Origin of the sequence: Streptomyces sp. NPDC050439, assembly GCF_040655335.1 — a bacterium.
Lineage (GTDB): Bacteria > Actinomycetota > Actinomycetes > Streptomycetales > Streptomycetaceae > Streptomyces.
Genome location: NZ_JBFAJT010000001.1, coordinates 312,298 through 336,580, shown reverse-complemented (window position 1 = coordinate 336,580; position 24,283 = coordinate 312,298). Strand labels below are relative to the sequence as shown.

17 protein-coding genes and 1 pseudogene are annotated in these 24,283 nt (G+C 70.7%); 1 reads left to right on the top strand and 17 read right to left on the bottom strand.

Going from position 1 to position 24,283, the window contains the following annotated elements:
- Positions 1-63: 63 nt before the first annotated feature.
- The 5 genes and pseudogenes from AB0I66_RS01600 to AB0I66_RS01580 form a co-directional block, all read right to left on the bottom strand.
- Positions 64-2,658 carry an ATP-grasp domain-containing protein gene (locus tag AB0I66_RS01600; RefSeq protein ID WP_363205648.1) on the bottom strand — a complete coding sequence of 865 codons (2,595 nt, stop codon included), beginning with the start codon at positions 2,656-2,658 and terminating at the stop codon, positions 64-66.
- The gene (locus AB0I66_RS01595; protein ID WP_363206643.1) at positions 2,655-3,647 is read right to left on the bottom strand and encodes a cysteine synthase family protein; all 993 of its coding nucleotides are present in this window, start codon (positions 3,645-3,647) and stop codon (positions 2,655-2,657) included. The genes AB0I66_RS01600 and AB0I66_RS01595 overlap by 4 nt, the downstream gene beginning before the upstream one ends.
- Positions 3,642-4,877 (bottom strand): annotated as a pseudogene (locus AB0I66_RS01590) (ATP-grasp domain-containing protein); the annotation flags it as partial. The pseudogene AB0I66_RS01590 and the gene AB0I66_RS01595, both read right to left, overlap by 6 nt.
- Before the next feature lie 79 nt (positions 4,878-4,956).
- Positions 4,957-5,565 (bottom strand): serine O-acetyltransferase EpsC, encoded by a 609-nt coding sequence (gene epsC / locus AB0I66_RS01585; protein WP_363205647.1) that lies wholly within the window; start codon positions 5,563-5,565, stop codon positions 4,957-4,959.
- A gap of 14 nt (positions 5,566-5,579) precedes the next feature.
- Complete coding sequence (locus AB0I66_RS01580) at positions 5,580-9,659, bottom strand: amino acid adenylation domain-containing protein (protein ID WP_363205646.1); 4,080 nt, start codon at positions 9,657-9,659, stop codon at positions 5,580-5,582.
- A gap of 990 nt (positions 9,660-10,649) precedes the next feature.
- Here AB0I66_RS01580 and AB0I66_RS01575 point away from each other — a divergent pair.
- Positions 10,650-11,351, top strand: a complete 702-nt coding sequence (locus AB0I66_RS01575; RefSeq protein ID WP_363205645.1) for a phosphatase PAP2 family protein — start codon at positions 10,650-10,652, stop codon at positions 11,349-11,351.
- 27 nt (positions 11,352-11,378) lie between these two features.
- Here AB0I66_RS01575 and AB0I66_RS01570 read toward each other — a convergent pair whose 3' ends face one another.
- From AB0I66_RS01570 to AB0I66_RS01515, 12 genes are read right to left on the bottom strand one after another with little or no spacing between them, the layout of a single operon-like run.
- Positions 11,379-12,713 carry a glutamate-1-semialdehyde 2,1-aminomutase gene (locus tag AB0I66_RS01570; protein WP_363205644.1) on the bottom strand — a complete coding sequence of 445 codons (1,335 nt, stop codon included), beginning with the start codon at positions 12,711-12,713 and terminating at the stop codon, positions 11,379-11,381.
- Between the two features lie 7 nt (positions 12,714-12,720).
- Complete coding sequence (gene rfbC, locus AB0I66_RS01565) at positions 12,721-13,272, bottom strand: dTDP-4-dehydrorhamnose 3,5-epimerase (protein ID WP_363205643.1); 552 nt, start codon at positions 13,270-13,272, stop codon at positions 12,721-12,723.
- A complete protein-coding gene (locus AB0I66_RS01560; protein WP_363205642.1) occupies positions 13,269-14,495 on the bottom strand; it encodes a polysaccharide pyruvyl transferase family protein in 1,227 nt (408 codons plus the stop codon). The genes rfbC and AB0I66_RS01560 overlap by 4 nt, the downstream gene beginning before the upstream one ends.
- Positions 14,492-15,439 (bottom strand): glycosyltransferase family 2 protein, encoded by a 948-nt coding sequence (locus tag AB0I66_RS01555; protein ID WP_363205641.1) that lies wholly within the window; start codon positions 15,437-15,439, stop codon positions 14,492-14,494. The genes AB0I66_RS01560 and AB0I66_RS01555 overlap by 4 nt, the downstream gene beginning before the upstream one ends.
- Entirely contained in the window at positions 15,436-16,719 is a 1,284-nt protein-coding gene (locus tag AB0I66_RS01550) for a hypothetical protein (protein WP_363205640.1), read from the bottom strand. The genes AB0I66_RS01555 and AB0I66_RS01550 overlap by 4 nt, the downstream gene beginning before the upstream one ends.
- A gap of 5 nt (positions 16,720-16,724) precedes the next feature.
- Positions 16,725-18,002, bottom strand: a complete 1,278-nt coding sequence (locus AB0I66_RS01545; RefSeq protein WP_363205639.1) for a DUF4910 domain-containing protein — start codon at positions 18,000-18,002, stop codon at positions 16,725-16,727.
- A complete protein-coding gene (locus AB0I66_RS01540) occupies positions 17,999-19,024 on the bottom strand; it encodes an SDR family oxidoreductase (RefSeq protein WP_363205638.1) in 1,026 nt (341 codons plus the stop codon). The genes AB0I66_RS01545 and AB0I66_RS01540 overlap by 4 nt, the downstream gene beginning before the upstream one ends.
- A 3-nt stretch (positions 19,025-19,027) precedes the next feature.
- Entirely contained in the window at positions 19,028-19,690 is a 663-nt protein-coding gene (locus AB0I66_RS01535) for a PIG-L deacetylase family protein (protein WP_363205637.1), read from the bottom strand.
- On the bottom strand, positions 19,687-20,481 hold the full coding sequence (locus tag AB0I66_RS01530; protein WP_363205636.1) for a glucose-1-phosphate cytidylyltransferase: 795 nt from the start codon (positions 20,479-20,481) through the stop codon (positions 19,687-19,689). The genes AB0I66_RS01535 and AB0I66_RS01530 overlap by 4 nt, the downstream gene beginning before the upstream one ends.
- Complete coding sequence (locus AB0I66_RS01525; RefSeq protein ID WP_363205635.1) at positions 20,478-21,743, bottom strand: class I SAM-dependent methyltransferase; 1,266 nt, start codon at positions 21,741-21,743, stop codon at positions 20,478-20,480. The genes AB0I66_RS01530 and AB0I66_RS01525 overlap by 4 nt, the downstream gene beginning before the upstream one ends.
- The gene (locus tag AB0I66_RS01520; protein WP_363206642.1) at positions 21,744-22,979 is read right to left on the bottom strand and encodes a glycosyltransferase family 4 protein; all 1,236 of its coding nucleotides are present in this window, start codon (positions 22,977-22,979) and stop codon (positions 21,744-21,746) included. It abuts the gene before it with no gap.
- A gap of 2 nt (positions 22,980-22,981) precedes the next feature.
- Complete coding sequence (locus tag AB0I66_RS01515) at positions 22,982-24,283, bottom strand: O-antigen ligase domain-containing protein (RefSeq protein WP_363205634.1); 1,302 nt, start codon at positions 24,281-24,283, stop codon at positions 22,982-22,984.

The following is a 24,283-nucleotide window of genomic DNA, read 5'->3' as shown; positions in this document are numbered from 1 at the left end:
GCCCTCCGGGGACGGACCTCGGCCAGCCGCGGACGCGTTGCCAGAGAACGGACATCTGCTTCCTCACTGTGTGGTGATGCGGACGACGGCGTCGGCGGTGAGGACGCGTCGCCGCGTGGTCTCCGCGTCCGGCCCGGTCGCGATGACGTGTCCGGCGCGGTCCCAGGAGGACGCCCACGGCCTGACCTTCTGGCCTGCCTCGACGTCGACCTCCACGACCCGGACACCGGGCAGGACCCGCGCCGCCTCCGCACCCGCGACCGCCGTGACGGTGCCCGGCTCGGCGGCCAGGAACCGGATCGCCGAGGTCTGCCGCGCGGTGAGGGGGAGGACGACCGTGCGGCCGGCCAGCAAGTCGATGAGGGCCAGCCTGATACGGGTGCCGTAGGCCAGGTCGTTCAGGTCGATCAAGTAGTCGCCGGGGCAGCGTCCCGCGCATTCCACGAGTGCCGGACCGGAATCGGTCAGGATCCACTCGGCGTGCAGGATGCCGGTGCGGTAGCCGGTCGCCGCGACGAGCGCACGCATGGCCGACTCGAACGCGGCCTGCGTGTCGTGGTCGAGCGGTGCGGGCAGCAGGTGACCGAGTTCCACCGGGTACGGTCCCGGAATCACTGTCTTGGCCGTGATGTTGTGGAAGATGATCTCGCCCTTCCGGACCAGCGCCTCGACGCTGTACTCGGGTCCGCGCAGGCGCTCCTCCGCCAGGAAGCGCCATGTCAGGCTCCGGTCGGGCACCTGCTCGTACTCAGCGGCGGACGAGGTGCGCTCCCACGCCTGCGCCGCGGTGGTCGCGTCGACTGTGTCGAGGAGCTGTACGCCGACGCTGGCCTGTCGGTTGGCCGGTTTAACCACCACGGGGCCGCCGTCGGCGAAGTCGAGGATGTCGGCGGGGCCGTGCACCTCACGCCAGCGCGGACCGCGGACGCCGCCGGCGTCGCAGACCTCACGCAGCCGGACCTTGTCCCGCAGGGCCTGCGCGGCCTGCTCCGTCGCGCCCGGAAGGCCGAGCTTCTCGGCGAGCGCCGCCGCCGCGGGCACCGCGTACTCCAGGCCGGGCACGACCGCGGCCACCGGACGCTCGGCCTCCAGCGTGGCCGCCAGGTCGAGAGCCCCGGAGGACTGCTGGTAGCTCGCCGGGATGATGCGGTCCAGGCAGCCGAAACGTGCCGCCGCGTCGCTCAGTTCCCGTTTGCGGATGATGTCGGGTTCTTCGAGGACCACCACGGACCCCGCGGGCACACTCCCGTCGATGGCGCGTAAGTAGGCCGCGTTGTAGCCGACGAACACGATCCGCCCGTCGGTATCGGGGGTGGTCATGGCCACCGTCTGCTCGGTCATGACGACCTCCTGGCCGTTGATGTGGGTATGTGGGGGAGCGGGCGGCTCTTCGGCCCGGCCGTCCGCTCGTACGGGCGTTCCGTCGATGTCGAGCTCGATGGTGGCGAGCACCTCCGCGCACCGGGCACGGGCCTGCTGGGGCGTGGCGCCGGAGACGATGACGTGCCCCTGGCGGCCCTTGGAGTCGCGGACCTCCGCCACGGTGTCGCCGGGGCGCAGCCGCAGGGTCAACTCGTCGACGTACGGCAGCCTTCGGACCTGCTCCAGGCCGCGGACCGCGTCGACGCGGCCGGGCGGGAAGGTGAAGAACCGCACGGCTGCCGTCGCCGTCGGCTCCGGCACGTCGACCGGCGTGCCCGCGAGGCCCGCGAAGATCGCCTGCTCGATGTCGAGGCGGCCGGCCAGTTCGACGAGCCGCGGGATGCGGTCGCCGCCGAGGCGGGCCTGCGACTCGACGATGCGCGGTCCGCGCGGCGTCCAGATCACCTCGGTGTGCGCGGGGCCGAAGCGGTACCCGCACAGGGTGAGGAAGCGGACGGTCAGTTCCTCGATGGCCTGCTTGCGGGCCGGGGGCAGCGGCGCCGGATGGACGTGCCCCACCTCCACGAACAGCGGCGGTGCTCCCAGCAGCTTCTCGGTGATGCCGACGACGTGGTGCCTGCCGTCCTGGCTCAGCGTCTCCACGCTGTACTCGGGGCCGCGCAGATACTCCTCGACGAGGAAGGGACCCTCATAGCCGTACGTGTCGACGAGGTCCGTCCAGGCCGCCTGGTCCTGCGCCTCCTGCCACAGGAACACGCCCCGGCTGCCGGCGAGCGCGACCGGCTTGACGACGGCCGGCCGGCCGATCCGCTCGACGGCGGCCGGTACGTCCTGCCGGGTCGGTGCCGACTCGTAGGCCACCGGGGACAGTTCGTGCCGCGCCAGCAGATCCCGCATCGCGTGCTTGTCGGCGAGGCAGCGGATCGCCGCGGCCGGGTTGACCTCGGCGCTCAGGTCTTCGGCCACCTCGTGGGCGGTGACCATCGTCTCCTCCTGCCCGATGTGGTAGATCACCGAGGCGTGGTGCTGCCGGGCCACCTCGCGGATGGTGTGCCCAAGCAGCACCGGGTCCTGGAAATCGGTCGTCACGAACAAGTCCGCCAGGGCGTGCACGTCGTCGAGATACTCCGGCGTCTGCAGCCGCGGATCCCAGATCGCGCCGACCCAGAACCCCGCGGCCTGTGCCTTGCGCACGAACTGGCGGTAGGGCATCACCATCAGCAGGCGCGGCCGGTCATCGGTGGGCAGGCCTTCCAAGGGCCGGGGCGTCGTCATCGTGCACCGCCCGGGGCCGCCGCGCTCTCGCGGCCGAGCAGGCTCAGGTAGCGCTCGCCGGTGTCGGGCAGGAGCGTCACGATGCGCCGGCCCCGGTACTGCGGGCGGGCGGACAGGACGCCGGAGGCGTGGACGACCGCGCCGCCCGAGACGCCGGCCAGCAGACCGGCGTGCAGTGCGAGCCGCCGGGTGGTGTCCATGGCATCCGCGTCGGACACCGTGATCACCTCGTCGATGAGGCTCTGTTGCGTCGTCGGCGCGATGAAGCCGCCGTTGAAGCCCGGGATGCCGTGCGTGCCGGGCCTGCCGCCGGACAGCAGGGGCGAGCCCGCCGGCTCGACCGCCACGATCCGTACCGCGGGGTGACATTGGCGCAGATAACGCCCCGCGCCACTGAGCGTACCGCCGGTGCCCACGCCGCAGACGAGCACGTCGATCCGCCCGTCGGCGTCGTTCCAGATCTCAGGTCCGGTCGTCTCGTAGTGCGCCCGTGTGTTGTCCGGGTTGTCGTGCTGGCGGCAGAACCACGACCCAGGCGTCTGCCGGTGCAGTTCCTCGGCCTTGTCGACCGCCGCCTGATAGCCGCCGGTGTGCGGGGTGCGCACCACCTCGGCGCCGAGTGAGCGCAGCATGGCCACGCGTTCGGGGGTCGCGTTGTCCGGCAGCACGATCACGCAGCTGTAGCCGCGGGCGGCCGCCAGCGCGGCCAGCGAGATTCCGGTGTTGCCGGAGGTCGCCTCGATCACGGTGCCGGTGCCGGGGGCGAGCAGCCCCTGCTTCTCGGCGCCGCGCAGCATCGACAGGGCGGCCCGGTCCTTGCTGCTCGACCAGGGGTTGAACAGCTCCAGCTTCGCCAGGACCTCGGCATCGGCCGGGGCGCCGTCCACGATCCGCTCCATCGGCAGCCGCAGCAGCGGTGTACCGCCGATCAGGTCGGCCAGGGAGTCGGCGACCGGACGCCGGGAGACCGGCTCGGTGCGAATGCCGATCTCCTGGACGGCGGCCTCGGCGGTGCGCGCCGCCAGCTCGGCGGTCTCGGCCACCGCGAGCACATGGCCGGCGCGATCGCCGTTGCGGCGCAGCTCCCGCACCACGGAGCCCGGGGTGGGCTTGACGACGACTTCCTCGACGCCGGGCAGCGCGGCGGCGCGCTGCCGTCCGGTGACCGACACCACCCGGCCCGGCTGGGCGGTCAGATAACGGATGGCGGCGCCGCCCACCGGCCGCGGGGGCAGTACCGGGTCCGGCAGCGGCTGGCCGAGGTACTGGCGGGCCACCAGCTCCAGGGATTTTATGCCAAGGGCCCGGTCCACCAGGTAGGTGATCTTTCCGCCGGCGGGCCTGGGGTTGATCTCGATGAGCTTGGGTCCCGACGCGGTCAGCTTGACCTCGACATGTGCCATGCCCAGGTCGAACCCGACCGCGCGCAGCGCCTGCACGGCCAGATCACCGCAGGCACGCACCAGCGGATCGGGCAGGCGGGAGGGGAAGGTGTGGGCCAGTTCGACGAAGTAGCCGAGGCCGACGACCGACTTGTCGGTCACCCCGAACACCTCGTACCGGTCGTCGTCGGCAAGGATCTCGACGCTGACCTCGGGGCCGCTCAGATACTCCTCGACCATCAGCTCGTGATGGCGGGCCTGACCGCGGGTGTTCTCCGCACGGGACTGGATCAGGGCCACGTGCTCGGCGGCCTGATCCGCGGTGTCCACGAGGCGGACGTCGGCGCTGCTGGTCTCGTCGGCAGGCTTCACCACACAGGGAAGGCCGACCTCCGCCGCGGCCTTCGCCGCCTCGGCGGGCGTGCCCACCGTGCGGAACTCCGGCATGGGAACGCCCAGTTCGGCGCAGCGGCGGCGCATCAGCGCCTTGTTGCGGGCGGTGGCGACGCCGTCCACGCTGACGGTGGGGAGCCCCAGGTGGACGGCCACCTCGGCGGCCACGACCACGTCGTACTCGGCCAGGGTGAGGAACGCGTCGAAGGGGTGCTCGGCCGCTGCCTCGTGGACATGCGGCAGGAGCTCCTCGAAACTGTTCGTCTCGCACCGGACGATGTCGTCCACGTAGCGGTCGAAGTAGGCGGGACCGCCCGGGACTTCGAGATAGCGGTCCAGGTCGCGGGTGAAGAAGGTGACGCGGCAGTCGAGTTCCTTGATGATCTGCAGGCCCTCGAAGCCGGAACCGGAGAGATTGCTCTCCAGGACTCCGACGTGAATCATGTGTGCCTCCGTTGGCATTCCGGCACGCGGCCGGTCGATACAGCGAGTTGTGGGCGGACTGCGGGTGGGGGAGCGCTCGTCACCAGCACCCGGTGGTGGCCAGGGTGGACAGCAACTGCTCCGATGCCGCGCGCTCCGCGGCCGACAGCGGTACGACGACTGCGGCCGCGGGAGCCGTCACGCGGGCCCGGGGCGGCACATCGCCGAGGACCAGGGAACCGGCGCCGATCAGCGCGTCGGCGCCGACGGTGACGGGGCCGAGCACGATCGCGTTGGTGCCGAGCACCACCCGGTCGCCGACGACCGGGTGGCGCCGGGCGCCGGGCTCGCGCCGCTCGTCCCGCCACCAGCCGACCGCGCCGAGGGTGACCTGGTGGAAGATCGTGACGTCGTCACCGATCTCGACGGTCTCCCCGATGACGACGGCGGCCCCGTGGTCGATGAACACGCGCCGGCCCAGGCGCGCTCCCGGGTGGATCTCGATTCCACCGGTCACCGCCCGCGCCAAGTAGGCGAGGGCGCGGGCGAGTTGACGGTGTCCGCGGGTGTAGAGAACGTGCGCCGTCCGGTGGGCCCAGAGGGCCGGCAGGGCGGGGTGCAGCAGTGCCTCCGCACGGGTGTGGATCGACGGGTCCCGGGCCACGATCATGGCGAGGTCCTGCCGTATCCGGGTGAGTGTCCTGCGCATCTGGTCCCCCCGCCTCAGTAGTTCGGACTCTTGACGAGATGGCCGGGGTCCTCGACGATCTCCGGGATGTAGACCCGCTCGTTCCACACGTCCTGGGCCACGGGTTCGAGGGCGATGGAGACGACGTCTTCGTCGACCGCGAAGGCGGTCCTGACCGCGCTGGTGATCGCGTCCACCAGGGCCGATATCTGGGCTTCCTCGAGGTTGTCCGGGAAATGCTTGATGTTGACGTGGGGCACTTGGATGACCTTCCTGGTGAGTCGTGCGGCCCGGAGGGCGGCGACGAGTTCGTCCACCCCGCCGGCCCGCAGCAGTGCGTAGTGGTCGGCGCGCAGCCGGCTGATCCTGGGAGGCGTGCTCGCCAGTGCGGGGTCGCGGTCGATGAAGGAGTCCTGGTCGCCCGCGGCCCGCAGGACCGTGACCGGAGCCGAGAGCCGGTGCCCGGCCACGTCATGGGGGGCGTACTCGAACAGGAACGTCGTGCGCACCACGTCGACGATCCGGCGCACCAGTTCGCGGTCCAGGTGCTCGAAGCGGTCGCAGACGCAGGCGATGAAGGACTCCTCGTCGTGGGTCGACGCCAGGCAGTGGGCGACGGCCGCCGGTTCGAGGTTCGCGGCGAACACCGAGTAGAGGATCGAGACGAAGACGGGGTCGGTGAAGCCGACCGTCGGCTCGGTGGGTGCTCCCGCGCGGGCTTCCACGGGCGGTTTGCCGGGTGCCAGGAGGATCACCTCGTCGACCCGCTCCCCGGCCTGCTCCAGCCGTCGGGCCACCGCGAAGGCCACCCGCGATCCGAAGGAGTAACCCCACAGGGTGTAGGGGCCGGTGGGCTGTGCCTGCCGGATCAGCTCGATGTCTTTGGCGACCATCTCCTCGAACGTCCGGTACGCGCTCTCGCCCGGGTTGATGCCGTGGGCCTGGACGCCGAGGAACGGGCGGTCGAGTCCCAGGCGGCCGGCCAGCAGCCGCAGGCTCATCGGGTAGCCGCCGAGGCCGGGCCAGCAGAAGACCGGCCGGCCGCCGTCCGCGCCGCTCAGCCGCACCAGGCGCGAGAGCGCGGTGTCCGGCGCGCGGTCGACCAGCCGGGCAAGGCCCGCGATGGTCGGTGCGTCGAAGAGGACCTGGAGCGGCAGCGAGCTGCCCAGTTCCCGGTTGATCCGGCCGACCAGGTTGACCGCGGTCAGCGAGTGGCCTCCGACGGCGAAGAAGTTGTCCCGGATCGAGACCCTCTCCTGGCGCAGCACCGCGCACCACAGCGCGGCGATTGCCTCCTCGGTGGGCGTGCGCGGCGGGACGACCGGCGCGTCGGCGTCGTCGACGGCGGCCTTGTCCTGCTCCCGCAGGGCCTGGTGGTCGATCTTGCCGTTGGGGGTGAGCGGGAAGGAGTCAAGGACGGTGACCCGGTTGGGCACCATGTACGGCGGCAGGGATTCGGCGAGGTTGTCCTTGATGATCTCGGCGGGCCCCCGCATGTGGACGGAGTCCTCCTTCATGCCCTCGCTGAGCCGCTGCCCGGCGCTGATCCGGCCGCCGACGGCGAAGTAGGAGGCCGTGTCCGGGCGGGAGGCCCCTTCCGGGCCAGAGCCCAGCAGGTCCGCGATGCGCCGGGCCGAGGCGAGGGGGTTGCCGGTCTCCGAGCTGTAGCCGGAGGACATCAGGCCCAGACCGAGGTCGTTCATCTGCAGGCGCTGCAGCTCCCGGCCGAGGTCGGCGTAGCGCTGCCACGGCGCGGGCGCGCTGCCGATCACGCTGATCCCGAAGCTCGACCGTGCGTAGACCTCCTGGTTGATGGCGATGACATCCTGCTTGCGGATCAGACCGTCGGACACCCGCACCAAGTCCCCGTCCTCGTACCGGTACTGGCCCTCGGCCAGATCGGCGACGCGCCCGGGGTGCGCCTGCACATACAGCTCGACCGGGTCCGGCACGGCCGGGGCGGCAGCCGTCTCCACCTCGTACGACCCCAGGTAGAGGTCCTCGTCCGGGCAGCGCAGGACACCCTTGAGCCCGGGCTCGTCCGTGCGGGCGGTGACACGGAGCCCGTACTCGGGGAGCACGTGGTCGAAGAGGCCCACCATGTGACCTGATTCGAACCGGAGCACTTCCTGGATGTTGTTCTGGTAGACCGGCTCGATGGCCGACCGGCGCCCGACGAAGTGGAGGCGCAGCCTGGGCCCGCCGCCGGGAGCGGGACCGATCAGCGTGAGTCGGTGGTTCACCGGGTGGTAGTAGTAGTGGCCCGCCTCCAGGCCGGCGACGCCGGACAGCTCCAGGTACAGCTGGGTGGCGTACAGGGAGCCGGGTGAGGCGTAGCCGTACTTGGGCAGCAGCCGCTCGGCGCTGGGGAACTGGCCGAAGTGGCGCAGCAGGGAGCCGAGTTCGGCCAGGGTGAGGGTGCCCGGGTGGCGCGGCGATGCCGGCTGATCTGCCGGGCGGGCGAGCAGGGCCAGGATGTCGTCGCGGGTGACGGGGCCGCCCTCGTAGAAGCGGTAGGTCTTGCGGGCGAACACCGTGCGCCGCTGCCGGGCCGTCGGCGTCCTTCCGGGGAGCTCGACGACGGGCAGGCCCTCGTCCTGGCGGGTCCCCAGGTTGCCCAGCTGCGCCTTGAGCTGGAGCTTGCTCTGCTTGGACTGGTGGTGGGCGCCGTGGTTGCCCTGGTCCATCAGCGCGGCCCGGTCGGGGTCGAGCTCGACGAAGGCCACGAGATTGGCTCCGGTCCGCGCGTCGTCACGGACCAGTACGACCGCGGACTTGACCCAGTCGTGCTTCTCGACGGACACCTTGATCTCGTCCAGCTCGACCCGGAAACCGCGCAGCTTCACTTGGCTGTCGGTGCGGCCGAGGAACTGTACGGTGCCGTCGTCGTTCCGGCGGGCCAGGTCACCGGTGCGGTAGAGACGGGTGGGGCGGGAATCGCCGGTGGACGGATCGGTGAACGAGCCGGTGACGAATCGCTCGGCGGTCAGTTCCGGGTTGTTCAGGTAGCCGCGGGCCAACTGCCGCCCTGCTATGTACAGTTCACCGGACTCGCCGGCGGCGACCGGCCGACGGGCCGTGTCGAGGATGTGGAAGGTCATGCCGCGCACCGGCCGGCCGATCGAGACGTGGTCCGGTCCGCTCTGTACGGCTTTCCGGTCCACGCGGTGGGACGAGGCGTTGATGGTGCACTCGCTCGGGCCGTACAGGTTGACCAGTTCGCAGCCGGGCAGCGCGTCCAGCAGCTCGGTGGCCAAGGTTTTGGTGAGCGCCTCACCGCCGCTGAACACCTGGGTGAGCGAGGTGCACCGGGACAGCCGGCCCGTGTCGGCCAGTGCCTGCAACAGGGTCGGGACTCCCTGGAGGGTGGTCACCTCGTTCGCCAGGATCAGGTCGACGAGGCCTCCGGGGTCGGCGTACACGCCCGGTTCGCTCATCACGACGCCTGCGCCGCAGGCCGGCGCGAGGATCTCCCACTGGGCCGCGTCGAAACTCAGCGGTGTCTTCTGCAGCACCGTCCTGGTCCGGTCAAGGCCCTGCTCGTCGGCCAGCCAGCGCATCTGGTGGACGATGCTGTGGTGCTCGATCCCGATGCCCTTCGGGTTGCCCGTGCTGCCGGAGGTGTAGATGACGTACGCGAGGTCGTCGTCCCGTACGGGCTCGGTGGTTGGTGTCTCTGTCTCTGTCGCAGGCTGGGTGCGCGCCTGGGCGAGGGTGACGATCTGCGTACCCGGCGGTGTCATGGCGGCCAGCCGGGAGACCAGGGACTCATCTGTCAGGATGACCTTGGTCCGTGAGTCCGCGACCATGTAGTGCACGCGGTCGTCCGGATACTCGGGCGAGAGCGGCAGATAGGCCGCGCCCGCGCGAAGGACACCCCAGACGCTCACCATGAGGTCGACGGACGGCTGCATGAAGATGCCGACCGGTTCATCCGCCGACGCGCCGAGGTGCCGCAGGCGCCCCGCCATGTTCGCGCTCTGCTCACCGAGTTGCCGAAAAGTCAGTCTCTCCGCGCCGCAGGAGACGGCGATCCTGTCGGGCTGGGCGACGATGGCCGCGCGCAGCATGTCTGGCAGGGACAATTCCTTGGGCCCCGTGGGGTTCGTCATCATTCTCTGACCTGGAATCCGTTAACTATGGGGGTGCGTCATTGGAAAGGCTTGACCGCGATGCGCGTAAAGCCGGGTCGTAAAGGGTCATGCCGAAGTGGCAGCCGGAATCGGCCGTCGGCTGTTGACCGTCGTGCGAAAGCAGCCAGGGAGGGCTGGAAAGAAAAAGGGCGCGACGAAGCGCGGATCGGTGTGCGTGTTTCGTCTCACCCGGAAAGCGCTCAGGCGCGCACACAGTGCATGCCGGAGGGAAAAATTCGCGACTGCGCGCGGTTCCCCGTCAGCGCTCAGAAGGCCTCAGCAGCGTCGGACGACGAGCTGAGTCACCTCAGGAAATTTCTCGAACATACCTTTACACTCTCCCCGTTTTGACCGGCCGGTCTGGGATCAAGCGGTGCGGGCCAAAAGGTCCGAACCTGCATTTCTGATCCTGGTCGGTCATCTCTTGCTGAGCGCTCACACTAATGACTGAGAACACCCTTTGTAAAACATTAACTTTGTTACAGAGAGCGGGAGTTGGCCTGACAGTGCGGGTCCCGAAAGGTCGATCGACGTCCGGTTTCCCTCTCGCCGAGGCCGCGCGGGCACGGGCGCAGGCGAAACAGGACCTCGGCTTTACAGATGTCAGGTTCCGGCAACCGGCGTCCAGTTGGCCGATAATGAGGGTTGACCTGACGTGTGGTGTCGTGCGCTTCGGTCACTCCGTACTCAGCACGCACATCGAGCGCAATTCTTCTGGACCTGGCGGCGATTAGGTGATGCCCGAAGCCATCTGATCGAGCCAGCCCGAACCACGTACTGAGCCGGGGTAATCCAGGTATCGATTCCGCCCGAACCAGGTATTGGGCACCTCACACTCCGGGTGCGGCCAATGTCGCTGTGGAGCGGCCGGGTTGTTGGTTAGGGTGCCGCTGGACGGAAAGTCGGAGACAACGGGGGGCTCGCGGTGGATCGCCTGGGCAGAAAAGCGGAACTCTGCGTCGGCAGGCGCGGGTGACCGGCCGGTCGACGCCCGCGGTGCCGGCCCCCGCGGTGCTGCCTCCCGCGCTGCGCGTGTGGCTCGGGCTCATCGCGTTTCTCGCCGCGTCGACAGTCGTCGCGCTGGGGGTCCTGTACGCGGGGCACAGCGAGCCCGGCACGGTGGACAGGTGGTTCGTCGAGCCGACGGCGGACAGTGTGCGGCCGCCGTTGCGGTACGTCGCTCTGGCCGTCGATTTCCTGGCGGAGCCCATCGGCGCGGCGATGGTGATGATCGCCGCCGTGTCGGGATGCCTGCTGCTCCGGCTGCACCGGGGAGCGGTCCTCGTCGTGGCGGGCGTCGGCATGACCGTGGTGACGACGACGCTGATCAAACCTCTGGTGGGGCGCAGCATCCACGGCGCCGACAACCTGTCCTATCCGAGTGGGCACACCGCCTTCATCACCGCGCTCGCCCTGGTGGTGGCGCTGCTCGCGACCGGCAGGCTCGGCCTGGGCAGGACGGCGGGCGCCCTGCTGATGCTCGCCGCGACGCTGGTCGCCGGAGCCGCCATGGGCTGGGCGCAGGTCGCGCTGAGCGCCCACTACGCCACCGACGTCCTCGGCGGCTGGTGCACCGCCCTCGCGGTGATTCCACCCACGGCATGGCTGGTCGACCGGTCAGCCGACTCGCTGGCCGACCGGTCGGCCGACGCCGAGCGGCACGAACGCCGCTGACGTCACCTCAAGTCGTGGCGGGCCGCGTCACGCCAAGCGGCGGAACACGGGCTTCACCGGCCGCCCCGCGAGCCAGGCAGTGGGATCACCGGAGTCAAGTGCCTTCCGGTAGACGGCACATGCCTGGGCCACCACCTCGACGGTCCGATCGATGTCGGCGGCACTGAGCGCGCTGCTCACCACGAACGACGGGGCGAGCACCCCGCCCGCGAGGAGCCGACGCAAGAACAAGGTGCGGTAGGGCTGTGACGGCTGCCCGTTCTCGTCGAGGGTGGCGAACACCAGGTTGCTGGCCCGGCCCCGGACGACGACATGGTCACCGACGCCCATGCCCGCCGCGGCCTCCCGGACCCCGGCCGCCAACCGCTCGCCGGTGGCGTGCAGTTGGGCGGTGATGCCCTCCTCGGCGTAGGTGGTCTGCACGGCCATCGCGGCGGCCAGCGCATGCGTTTCCGCGCCGTGCGTGGTGGACAGCAGGAACACCCGCTCGTCGGAGTGACGCAGCCCGCCCCGCTCCATCAGTGCGCGGCGCCCGGCCAGGGCGGAGACGGCGAATCCGTTGCCCAGCGCCTTGCCGAACGTGGAGAGGTCGGGGACGACGCCGTACAGACCCTGGGCGCCCGCCTCGGACCAGCGGAAGCCGGTGATCATCTCGTCGAAGATCAGCACGCAGCCGTGCCGGTCGGCGAGCGCGCGAAGGCCTTCCAGGTACCCGGGCGGCGGCTCGGCATGGCCCGCGGGTTCAAGGACCAGGCAGGCGATGTCGTCCTGGTACCGGGTGAGCAGTTCCTCCGTGGCGGCCAGGTCCCCATAGGGGAACGCCACGGTGAGCTCGGTGGTCGCCGCCGGGATACCGGCGGACATCGGCGTCGTCCCGATGAACCAGTCGTCGACGGAGAAGAACGGATGGTCGCCGCAGATGGCCACCCGCCGACGCCCGGTGGCGGCGCGGGCCAGGCGCACCGCGGCGGTGGTGGCATCGGAGCCGTTCTTCGCGAACTTGACCATCTCGGCGGTCGGCACCGTGGCCAGGAAGCGCTCCGCGGCATCGAGCTCCACGATGGACGGCCGGACGAAGTTGCTGCCCCGGTCGAGTTCGTGCCGCACCGCCTCGACGACCCGCGGGTGGGCGTGGCCGAGGCTGACCGACCGCAGACCGGAGCCGTACTCGATGTAGCGGTTGCCGTCGATGTCCCACACGTGGGCGCCCTGGCCGTGGCTGATGACCGGGGCGAGGTTCTCGGGATACTGGTCGTCGCCCTTGGCGTAGGTGTGCGCGCCGCCCGGGATCAGCGCGTGCAGCCGTTCGTTCGCCGTACGCGACCGGGGCAGGTCGAACTCTTCCGTGTCCTGTGTGGTCACGCCGGCGTCACCCTTCCCTCTGCTTCAGGACCTCGGCGAGGCTCGGCGCCTCCCGGTCCCTCGACGACATCAATGTGGGCGGCAGCGGCCACGGAATGGCGAGCTCCGGGTCGTCGAAGGCGATCGTGACGTCCTCGGCCGGATCGTGCGGGCGGTCGATGCGGTACGAGGTGTCGGCGGTCTCGGTCAGCGCCTGGAAGCCGTGCGCGCATCCCGCGGGGATGTAGAGGGTCACCTGGGTCTCGCCCGACAGCTCGAAGAAGGCCCGGCCCAGGTACGTCGGCGAGTCCGCCCGCAGGTCCACGACGACGTCGAAGATCTGCCCGGACGAGCACCGCACCAGCTTGGCCTCACCGGCGCCGGAACGCAGATGCATCCCGCGCAGCACGCCACGGACCGAACGGGACAGGCTGTCCTGGATGAAGGCGTCCGGGTCGAGGCCCACCGAGCGGACCACGTCGGCGTCGAAGGTGCGGCAGAAGAAGCCGCGTTCGTCGGCGTACGGCGTCGGCTCGAACAGGTACGCGCCGTGGATCTCCGGGACTTCGGTCGCTTTCATGTGGCCTTCCGCAGGGTGTGGTCGTTCGTCGGGAACAGGCCCGCGGACAAGGCGGTGAACTGCTCCTCCAGGCGCCGGGCGGCGAGCAGGTTCTGCTCGGTGAGGTCCCGCCGTACCTCGGCCGATGCCTGCTCCAGTGCCCGGAACTGTTCGAGCAGCCGTCCGGCGTCCACCTCGCGGGCCGGGTGGCAGTAGTCGCCGAGCCCCATCCGGGCCATGAGCGCGTCGCTCTTGGCCGAGTAGCTGATGGCGAGTGTCGGTGTGCCGACCTTCAGCGAGCAGATCAGGTTGTGATAGCGGGTCGCCACCACGGTGTCGGCAGCCGTCATCTCCTTCATCAGGTCGTCGAGCGAGGCCGTCTCGGCCTCGGTGACCAGCGGCGAGTCCACCGCGTCGAGGATCGCCGCGGCCACCGGCCGGTCGAGTTCGTCGCCGGTGACAAGGCGCACCGGCCTGCCGTCCTCGACCAGCGCGCGCACGAACGCGGTCGTCCCCTCGACATAGCGCCGGTGGATCTCAGCGGCCCGGTCACGCTCGTCGTTGCTGCCGTGGAAGTCCATGACGCCGACGCAGACCGGGCCCGGCGCTCCCGGGGAGGCGCTCGCGGACGGCGTCGGCAGGGCGAACACGAGGTCTTCGTAGACCTGGTCGCGCGCGGTGTCCACGCCCATCGCCCGCATCGCGTCACGGGACTGGTCGTCCCGGTACGACCGGTAGGCGGCAAGCCGTGCCGACCAGCGCACCAGGGTCCGGGTCGGCCGATTGCCGATCTTTCCGGCGCCGACGCTGACCAGCGCGACCCGGGTGCCGAAAAGGCGGCCGGTCGCGCAGAGCAGGAACAACGAGTAAGGAAAGCCCCACGGCCGCAGCGGCAGGGTGGTCTCCAAGACGCCCGTGCCCGGCACCATCACCACGTCGTGCCGGCGCACCCAGGCGGCGGTGCGGACGACGTCGACGAGCTTGCCCAGACCCTTGGTCGCGATCGCGCCCGCACGTGACGCGGTCCGGTACTCCCCGCGGTTCCAGTTCATGCGCGTCGCGGGGATCCGGTACCGGGTCGTGACGTCCTCGGGGCCGCCGCACAGCGCGTCCACGACCACCTTCGGGTGCTCGGCCCGGAGGTACCCGAGCACCGCCTCGAGTGACCCGTCGTTGCCGACATTGCCGGAGCCGAGCAGGCCGAACACCCCGACACGCACCGGAGTTCCGTCTCTGGACGTCACGCCTGCCTCCCTTCGCGGCCGGCGACCAGGGCGTCGACGGAGACGGTGATCAGGTCCGGGTCGACGGGGGCGCGGTCCTCGACCCGCTCGCCGGTGCCGGGCCGGGTCCGGCTGGTCATCCATGCGGCCAGGTGCCGGTAGCAGGCACGCCGGTCGGCCGCGGACAACGGCGCCCGTTGGATCGCCGAGACGAAGCCCCAGACGTACTCGGCAAGGAGCCGGGGCGTCGGGTGCAGCGGGCCTGCCCGGCGCGGGTCCAGGTTGACGCACCGGGACCGCTTGGACGGATTCGCCCGCTCGGCGCGGGTGGGGTGGTCGCGGCGGAAGTACAGCAACTCCGGCACCTGGTGGAAGGGCCCGTGCAGGGCGATCTCGGCGACGAAGGTGCGGTCCGCGTGGTGGTAGCTGTCATGCGGCTTCACCCGGCGCAGCACGTCGGCCCGCAGCACGCCGTAGAAGTCGTCGCCGCCGGGCTCGAACAGCATGCTGCGGAAGCGCTCCGGCGCCCGCGGCGAGTCGGTGGCCAGCGTGTACTCGTAGGGGACCGTCACCTTGCCGTCGCCGTCGATGACGGCCTGATCGGCGTGTGCGAGAACCACGTCGGGACGCTCGTCGAGCGCCTCGACGCAGCGCCGCAGCAGATCGCGTGCGTACAGATCGTCGTGCGAGGCCCACTTGAACAGCTCGCCGTGGCACTGGGTGAAGACGTAATTGTGGTTCGGCGCGGCGCCGATGTTCTTGAGCAGCCGGATGTAGCGGATACGCGAGTCCCGCGCGGCGTAGTCGCGGCAGATGTCCTGGGTCTTGTCGGTCGAGGCGTTGTCGGTGATGACCAGCTCGAAGTCCTCGTAGGTCTGGCCGAGCAAGGCGTCGAGCGATTCGGCGAGATACTCCTCGCCGTTGTAGACGGGCAGGCCGATGCTCAACCGGGGATGGGCGGTCATGACGTCCTCACTTCGGAAATGGAGTTCTCGCGGCGCTCGCGCAGAGCGGACCGCAGTTGTTGCCACCACACGGCGGAGCTGCAGGCGGCCGCGGCGGCGACGCCCCAGGCCGAGCCGGCCGTACCGGCCAGGACAGCGCCGCCGAGCCCGCCGCAGACGTAGAAGGTCGAGGCGAACAGCTGGCAGCGCAGGCTGCGGCGGGCCGCGGCGAGCGCGCGCAGGCCGGCCGCCGCGCCGGTGCCGAGGCCGGCGCCCGCGACGCCGAGCGTGACCGGCACGATGATCGCCGAAGCGGAGCTCCAGACGTCACCGAGAATGAGCTCGCCGAGCCCATCCGGCATCAGGAGCAGCACCGAGCCCCAGAGGAGCGCGCCGACGGCCTGTCCGACACCGAGGTAGAGGCAGAATCTGCCGAGCTTGTGCGGGGCCTGTCGCAGCATCCGCGCCGCCTCCGCGACGGTGACCAGCGTCAGCCCCATCAGGACGGCGAGGAACGGGCCGAGCAGCAGCTCCGCGCCCCGGATCACGCCCACCGCGCTGACCGCGACGATCACGCCGAGCCCGTACGCCCGCAGCTGGCTCGCGCCGCTGACGCCGACGTTCTCGATCAGGTACCGGTAGCTGAGGTCGCGGTGGTCGTGGAGCCACTCGCGCCCTCCGGTGAGCCGGGGCCGGATGCCGGACTGGAAACAGCCGTACACCGCGGCCACCGTCGCGGACGCGCCCCAGGCGAGCACGAAGGCGGTCACGGTGCCCACACGGGCCGCCACCACCATGGCGGGCACGAGCGCGACGCCCCACACGACGTCGTTCACGAACGCTTTGCGGCCGTTGCCGGCGGCGAAGAACGAATACCGCCAGGCGTCCTGCGACAGCAGACCCGGCAGCATGACGCCGAGGCCGGCGAACGCGGGCCCCACATCGCCGCCGATGGCGAGGCCGACCACCAGGCACACCGCGCCGATGACGACACCGACGCCGACCGCGGTACCCGACGACCGGGCCACCGCCCCGCGCCAGGACGCGTCCGACACACCGCTGAAGCGCACCACGAGCGGGTCGGTGGCCAGGCCGCGGGAGACGCTGAGGACCACTCCGTAGGTCACCCAGGCCAGACTGAACACGCCGAACGCGTTCAGCCCCAGCGAGCGGGCCACGTAGATCCCCACCGCGAAGTTGGACAGGCTGGAGGCCGCCTGGTCGGCCAGGCCCCAGGACAGCCGGCCGAGGATGGCCCGCTTGGCGGCGGGCCGGGCCGTCTTCTCCTCCCCGGTGGTCATCGGCGTCACGCTTTGATCAGCCCGGCGGCGTGCAGGGCGTCGGCCGCGACGGCGACGGCGTCGAACGCCAGCCCGGACCGCTCGGCGATGTCGAGCAGACTGTGCTCGCCGTCGGAGAGGTTGAGCACCCAGAGCATGGCCATCTGGGCCTGCTTGGTGTCACTGCGGCCGCCGAGCGCGTCGTACAACCCGCGTCGGCCCAGCTGTGGTTCGCCGTAGGGGCTGAGGTTGAGGTAGGTCCGGTTGCGGTCGAGCACCGCGAACGCCTCGCGGCAGACGGCGAGGGTGTCCGCCATCGCCTCCGGGAGCACGAAGTCCGGGTTGTCCGCCGACGTGTGGTACTCCGGGTACTGCGAGTACGGGGTCCTGCTGAGCGAGCCCACGCCGAGGTTGAACCCGGGGGAGCAGTACTGCCGCTCGTCGTAGCCGTACGGAGTGAACTCCGCGACGCTGTGCGGGCGTTCGGAGGCGGACAGGACGTGCTGCAGCACCCGGTCGATCTCGGCGTCGCCGCGCCTGCTCTGCTTGTAGGTGAGTTGGCCCGAGTCACCGGCGCAGGCCAGCACCAGGCCGTGCTTGACCTGATCCACCCGCTCCTTGTTGCGGGCGAGCCAGGTGACGGCCCCCACGGTCCCGGGCGCGTAGATGAACCGATAGGTGTAGTACGGGTCCGTCTCGGCCAGCGCCCTGGCCAGGAACGTCGCCACCGCGATGCCGGCCAGGTTGTCGTTGGCCAGCGACGGATGGCAGACATGGCAGGAGACGATCACCTCGTCGGGCACCTGCCCGGGGACCACGTGCTCGGCGTAGGTGAGGTGTCCGTCCGCGAGCGTGGAGTCGACGCACACCTCGTACTCGCCGTCCGGCAGCGCGTCCAGGGTCTCCTGGGCCAGGCAGAAACCCCACTCCGGCTTGTAGTAACTGGTGCGGTACGGCACCCAGCCCGGGTGCTCCGGCAGGGTGTGCAGGTGCCCGCGCAGCTCGTCCAGCGGCATGGTCGTCACGGGCACCGGCACGCTGTAGCCGAGCACGTGCAGGCTGGACGCGGCGAAGTCGATGACCCGGTTGCCTGTGCTGTCCGCGACGTATGCGTCCCGGATGTTCCACTCCTGCGGCACCGTCCAGTCGAGCACCTGCGTCCCGGTCGGCACCTCGTGCACCTGCAGCGGGATGTACTCGCCGACGATGTCCAGGGTGGCGCGCACGCCGTCGCCGGTGATGCTCCGGCAGAGCGGGTACAACCGCTCCACCAGAGCATGCATCTCCTCGCCGGTCTGGGTCATCGGCGCCACCGCAGGGTGTCGTCGACGGTGCCCGCATCGGATGCCGCGCTCAGTACGGCGAGGCGGGTGAAGCGACGCTCGAAGTCTTCCCGGGTCAGCCCGAACTTCCGGTAGGCGTCGGCGAGTTCGAGCGCGCCCTGCTTCACCGTCCACTCGCAGTCGAAGCCGGGGATCGCGGCGCGGAACCGGGAGAAGTCCACCCGGTAGGACCGCGGGTCGGCGCCGTTCTCGCCGGTGATCCGCACCTTGGCGCCGGACACCGCCTCGGCGACCTGCTCGGCGATCTCGGCGACCGTGACGTTGTTGACCTCGCTGCCGATGTTGAACGCCCGGTCGTGCACCGCTTCCCGGGGCGCGGTCAGCGCGGCGGTGAAGGCCCGCGCGATGTCGGCGGCGTGCACCAGCGGGCGCCAGGGGGTGCCGTCGGAGAGCACGAGCACCTCGCCGGACAGGAGCGCATGGCCCACCAGGTTGTTCAGCACGATGTCGGCGCGCAGCCTGGGGGAGTAGCCGAAGGCGGTGGCGTTGCGCATGAACACCGGGCTGAAGTCGCCGTCGGCCAGCGCGTGCAGGTCGTCCTCCACCCGCACCTTGGACTCCGCGTACGGCGTCACCGGCCGCAGCGGTGCGTCCTCGCCCACCAGGTCCCCGCCGCCCGCGGCGCCGTAGACCGAGCAGGTGGAGGCGTACAGGAAGCGCCGCACCCCGGCCTCGCGGGCCAGCCGCGCCAGGTGCACGGACGCGTGGTGGTTGATGTCGTAGGTGAGTTCCGGCGCAAGGGATCCCAGCGGGTCGTTGGAGAGCGCGGCCAGGTGGATCACGGCGTCCACCCCGGCCACGTGTTCGGCCGTGACGTCGCGCAGGTCCACCCGGTGGCCCTGCGGGTCCGCGGGCGGCGGGCCGAGCACACAGTCGGCGAACAGACCGGCGTCAAGGCCGACGACTTCGTGTCCGGCGGCCGTGAGTACCGGGGCCATCACGGTGCCCAAGTAGCCCTGGTGTCCGGTGAGCAGTACGCGCAAGGTTCATTCCCCCTGGTCGAAAGTGCTGAGATCGAGCGTGAGCTTGGTGACGGCGAACGCCTCGGCGTACCGCGCGTGGCATTCGATGCCCCGGATCCGTGCGAGGCCGAGGAAGGCCTCCCGGTCGTACCAGGGCCGGTGCCGCTGCGAGGGGTAGTGCTCCTGCAGCAGCCGCACCTTCTGTTCGGCAATCTCCGGTGACAGCGGCTGGTACGCCGTCATCCGGCCGAGGTCGCCGTCCCACTTGACGATCTCGTAGGACAGCACGAGGTGGTCGCGGAACGCGGTGGTCATGAGCTGGGCCAGACCGCGGTGGTCCTGATGTGCGTCGTCGGTGCGCGGGGCCAGGACGAGATCCGGCTCGGTGCGCTCACGCAGTTCCTCGACGGCCGCCTTGGCCTCGTCCCACTGCGCGGGCAGCCGGCCGTCCGCCAGCTTGAGCACGGTCAGGCGCAGATCGGCGCCCGGACAGAACGCGGCGAGCGCGGCCTGTTCCTCCTGCTCCCGTGCGCTGCCACCGCCGGTGAGCACAAGGGCGTCGACGCGGACACCCGGCCGTGCCCGGCACAGCGCGAGCAGCGTGCCGCCCGCGCCGATGGCGATGTCGTCGCAGTGTGCGCCCACCGCGACGATCCGGTCCAGGCGCCCGGATCCGAGCCGGATCACGCGCTCACTCCGGCGCTGTCCCGCTCCCACACGGCCCACGGCCGGTCGCCCCGGGCGTAGGCGTCGTCGAGGGCGGCCCGCTCCTTGACGGTGTCGGTCGGCTTCCAGAATCCGCGGTGCTGGTGCGCGACAAGGCGTCCCTGCTTGGCCAGTTGGGAGCATCCGTCGGCGACGAGGTCGCCGTTCTCCGGTATGTGGTCGAAGACCTCCTGGCGGAGCACGAAGTAGCCGCCGTTCTCCCACATCGGCAGTTCGCTCACCGGGGTGATGCCTCCCACCAGGCCGTCCGCGCCCAGTTCCACGCAGTGGAAGGAGGACTGCGGCGGCACCACCATCATCGACGCGCCCGCGTCACGCTGCGCGAACCGGTCGATCATCTCCGGCAGCGGGGCGTCGGTGAGCACGTCGGCGTAGTTGGCGAGGAACATCTCGTCGCCGTTCAGGTGGTGGCGCACCCGGCGCAGCCGTTCCCCGATCGGGGACTCGATGCCGGTCTGCGCGAACGTGATCGTCCAGTCCGAGATATCGGTGGAGAGCAGCTCCGTGCGTCCGCCCCGCAGCACGAAGTCGTTGGACGTCGTCTCCTCGTAGTTGAGGAAGAAGTTCTTGATGTGGTGGGCGCCGTATCCCAGGCACAGGATGAACTCCGTGTGCCCGAAGTGCGCGTAGTAGCGCATGACATGCCAGATCAGCGGCCGTGGGCCGACCATCGCCATCGGCTTGGGCACGTCGTCGTCGGCGCCGCTGCGCATGCGCATTCCATAACCGCCGCAGAACAGTACGACCTTCATGCTGTGCCCCCCGACACGCCCTCGACGATGCTCAGTTCCGGAATGGGAAAGACAAGGCGCCCGCCCCAGTCGTGCACGTAGGACAGCTGCTCGACCAGCTCGGCCCGCAGGTTCCACGGGAGGACGAGGACGTAGTCGGGCTTGTCGGCGGCTATCTGCTCGGGCGGCAGGATCGGGACACGGGTGCCCGGGGTGTACCTGCCGTGCTTGTACGGGTTGCGGTCGACCGTGTAGGCGAGCAGGTCGGGCCGGATGCCGCAGTGGTTGAGCAGGGTGTTGCCCTTGCCGGGGGCACCGTAGCCGACGACCGTCTTGCCCTCCTCGGCCGCCGTGATGAGGAACTTCAGGAGATCCCGGCGCACCTTGGCCACCCGGGCGGAGAACTCCGTGTACCCGGAGAGATCCTGCAGCCCTGCCGCCTTCTCCCGGTCGAGCACCTCGGCCACCGCCTGGGACGGTTCGCCGGCCGCCTCGGCGGGGCGGGCCCACAGCCGGATGGAGCCACCGTGCGTGGGCAGCAACTCGACGTCCACCAGGGTGAGTCCGCCGCTGGCCAGGGCACGGATCGCGGACGCGACCGTGTAGTACTGGAAGTGCTCGTGGTAGATCGTGTCGTACTGGTTCTCCTCGATCAGGGTCAGCAGGTGCTGCACCTCGATGGAGACCCAGCCGTCGTCGGCGACCAAGGCGCGCAGACCCTCGGTGAACCCGACCACGTCGGGGATGTGCGCGTACACGTTGTTGGCCACGACCAGGTCCGCCGGGCCGTGTTCGGCGCGGACGGCCGCGCCGGTCTCCGGGCTGAGGAACTCCGTGAGCGTGGGCACACCCGCGTCGCGCGCCGCGGCGCCGACGTTCACCGACGGCTCGATGCCCAGGCAGCGGATCCCCCGGTCCACCACGTGCTTCAGCAGATACCCGTCGTTGCTCGCGACCTCGACCACGAAAGCATCCGAGCCTTTGGAGCCTTCGGCGTCGAGCCCCACCCGCTGGACGGCGTCGGCGACGAACGTACGCGCGTGCTCCACCCAGGAGGTCGAGAAGGACGAGAAGTACGCGTACTCGCTGAACGTGTCCTCCGGCGTGATCAGCGGCGGGATCTGCGCGAGCCAGCAGTCGGTGCAGACCCGCAGGTGCAGCGGATACGCCGGTTCAGCCTGTTCCAACTGGTCCGCGGCGAGGAAACTCTCGCACGGCGGAGTCGCCCCCAGATCGACGACGCTTGCCATCGCGTCCGAGCCGCAGAGTCGGCATCGAGACATCTACTTCCCCCCATTTCTGCTCGCGGCGGTGCCCCCGCCGCGAGTCAGTGCTGACCGCCCCGCGATCGCGGTGCGGTACCCCTCCACCAGGCGTTCGAGACCGACGGCCGGGCTGAAGCCCTGCTCGTATCGGTGTCGGCCCGCCTGGCCCATCTCCTGGTTCCGCGCCGGATCGGCCGTGATCCGGCTCAGACAGGACGCGAGTGAGCCGGCCTCACCGGGTCGGTGGAGCAGCCCGGTCACCCCGTCCTCCACGAGTTCGACGAAAGCGCCGTGACCGGCGGCGACCATCGGGACCCCCGCCGCCATCGCCTCCACGACGACCAGGCCGAACGCCTCGAGCCACGTCGAGGGAGCCACCACGGCCACCGAACGTGCGATGGCCTGCCGGCACTGGTCCGGGTCGTACAGGCCGACGTAGCGCACGTCGTCGCGGCCCGCAGCCCAGGCGGTCACCTCGTCCTGAAGCGGCCCCGTGCCGGCGATGACGAGCGGCACGCCCACCCCACCGGCCGCGGCGATCTCGTCCCACGCGGCCATGAGCAGCCGCACGCCCTTGGTTTCCGCGAGGCGGCCGAGGTACAGCACGTGCTCGCCGGCGCCCGAGCGGCGGGCCTCCGGGTCGGGCACGAAGTTGTGCTTCACCGCGAGCCGCTCGGCCGGCATGCCGGCCCGTACGAGGACGTCGCGCTGCGCCGCGGAGATGCAGAAGAACCGGTCCACGCCGGACCACCAGCGCCGCCGGTTGACGACCAGGCTGACCGCGAGCGGCACCGTCGCAAGGCGGGAGTCGCGGTAGCAGCCGTGCCGGACGGCGGGCAGCGGCGTCCCCCCGACGCACTCGGTGCACGGCCTGCCGTCGCGCTGCAGTGTGCCGGGCGGGCAGATCTGGGTGTAGTTGTGCAGTGTGGCCACGACGGGCACGTCGGCGTCGGCGCAGGCGGCGATGACCGCGGGCGACAGGAGCGGGAAGACGTTGTGGACGTGCACCACGTCGGGGCGGGTGGCGCGAAGGCGGGCGGCGAGCTCCGTGCGGACCGACGGGTTCCACGGCACGAGCAGCGGCACCGCGGCTTTGGCGGGGAGTGACTTGGCGCCGATGGAGTCGCTGCGCCGCTCGAACACCTCGACCCGGTGGCCTGCCGCGCGCAGTAGGGCCGTCTCCTGGTCGACGACGTTGTTCTCGCCGCTCGGCTGGGCCGAGGAGTAGCGGTTGTGCACCACGAGGACGTGCATGCTCACAGTCGCCTCCGATCCTGGGCCCAGCGCGGGATACGTCGTCGGGGTACTGCGGGCTTCGCTACGGGTGTGGCCGGGGCAGGTGTCGCCAGGAGCGAGGCGGCCAGGGCCAGATGCAGCAGGTACGGCGAGGCATCACCCAGACCGGCCTCGGTGTACGACGCGATCGCGCAGTAGCTGATGAGGAAGATCGCGCAGGCCCTCGCGAGGGACGGCGGCCGCAGCAACGCGACGCCGCCGAGGATGACGAGGAGCGCCGCCACGAGGGTGATGCCGGTCCAGCCCTGCTCGTGGTAGACGGCCAGCCAGCTGTTGTCGATCGGCAGCCCGCCGAACGACTTGTCGCCCAGGCCCATGCCGAACAGCTTCTCCGCCGTCGTGCGGGGCGCGGCGAGGAGGGCGTCCCAGACCTTGGCCCGCCCGGTCAGGCTGGTGAGGTACTCCTGGCTCTGTCCGCGCAGGAACCACGCCCGCAGCAGGGGAGCGAACCCCACCGCGGCCACCGTGCTGATGACCACCGCCCAGGTGAAGAACCGGCGGGCGGCGGCGCTGGTCAGGACGAGCGAACCGATCGCGAGGGCAAGCCCGATGAGCATGCCGAGCGTGGCCGTCCGGGTGTGGGTCAGCGCGAGCAGGACGAGCGAGGGCACGATGACGACCGCCGCGCTGACCCGGTCGGTGCGGCGCCCCAGGAGAAGCAGCACGGTGAGCCCGATGATCACCGCGGCGTACTGGCCGATCTGTGGCGGCGTGAGCGGCCACAGCGCTCCGACGAGCCGGCCTCCGTACACGTCGGGCATGGCCGCGCCCGGAGAGATGACCGCGCCGGCGATGACCGACCCGAGCACCGCGAAGTAGATGCGGATGTGGTGCCGTACGAACGTCTCGCTGCCGTCCCACCAGCGGCTGAGCAGCCACAGTGTGCCGATGAAGAGAGCGAAGCGGGTGCAGCGGAACAGCGCGCCGAACCCGGACACCAGTTGCAGGCTGGAGATCACGCTCGGCACGAGCAGCAGGGTGAGCAGCAGCAGGAAGGCGCTGGCGTGGATGCGCAACCGCAGATTGAGCGCGAGCGCCAGCGCGAACGCGAGGACCAGCGCGCCCATGGTGACCAGCTGGATGAGGGAACGGGGCAGCGGGATGACGGTATCCGCCCCGGCGGAGCCGAGCGTGTTGAGGATCAGCAGTCCCCAGACGGTCCCGACGAGCTTCGGCGTGGCGGAGCGCGGTTCGACGCCGGGCCGCGCGCCCGCCGTGTCCGTCTCGCCCGGCAGCCCGTCACGCCGCAGGTCCTGGCTCAT

Coding starts and splice junctions, on each gene's coding strand:
- AB0I66_RS01600 (WP_363205648.1), bottom strand. CDS start 2,658: ATGACGACGCCCCGGCCCTTGGAAGGCCTGCCCACCGATGACCGGCCG.
- epsC (WP_363205647.1), bottom strand. CDS start 5,565: ATGCGCAGGACACTCACCCGGATACGGCAGGACCTCGCCATGATCGTG.
- AB0I66_RS01580 (WP_363205646.1), bottom strand. CDS start 9,659: ATGATGACGAACCCCACGGGGCCCAAGGAATTGTCCCTGCCAGACATG.
- rfbC (WP_363205643.1), bottom strand. CDS start 13,272: ATGAAAGCGACCGAAGTCCCGGAGATCCACGGCGCGTACCTGTTCGAG.
- AB0I66_RS01555 (WP_363205641.1), bottom strand. CDS start 15,439: ATGACCGCCCATCCCCGGTTGAGCATCGGCCTGCCCGTCTACAACGGC.
- AB0I66_RS01550 (WP_363205640.1), bottom strand. CDS start 16,719: ATGACCACCGGGGAGGAGAAGACGGCCCGGCCCGCCGCCAAGCGGGCC.
- AB0I66_RS01545 (WP_363205639.1), bottom strand. CDS start 18,002: ATGACCCAGACCGGCGAGGAGATGCATGCTCTGGTGGAGCGGTTGTAC.
- AB0I66_RS01530 (WP_363205636.1), bottom strand. CDS start 20,481: ATGAAGGTCGTACTGTTCTGCGGCGGTTATGGAATGCGCATGCGCAGC.
- AB0I66_RS01525 (WP_363205635.1), bottom strand. CDS start 21,743: ATGTCTCGATGCCGACTCTGCGGCTCGGACGCGATGGCAAGCGTCGTC.
- AB0I66_RS01520 (WP_363206642.1), bottom strand. CDS start 22,979: ATGCACGTCCTCGTGGTGCACAACCGCTACTCCTCGGCCCAGCCGAGC.
- AB0I66_RS01515 (WP_363205634.1), bottom strand. CDS start 24,283: ATGAGCCAGGACCTGCGGCGTGACGGGCTGCCGGGCGAGACGGACACG.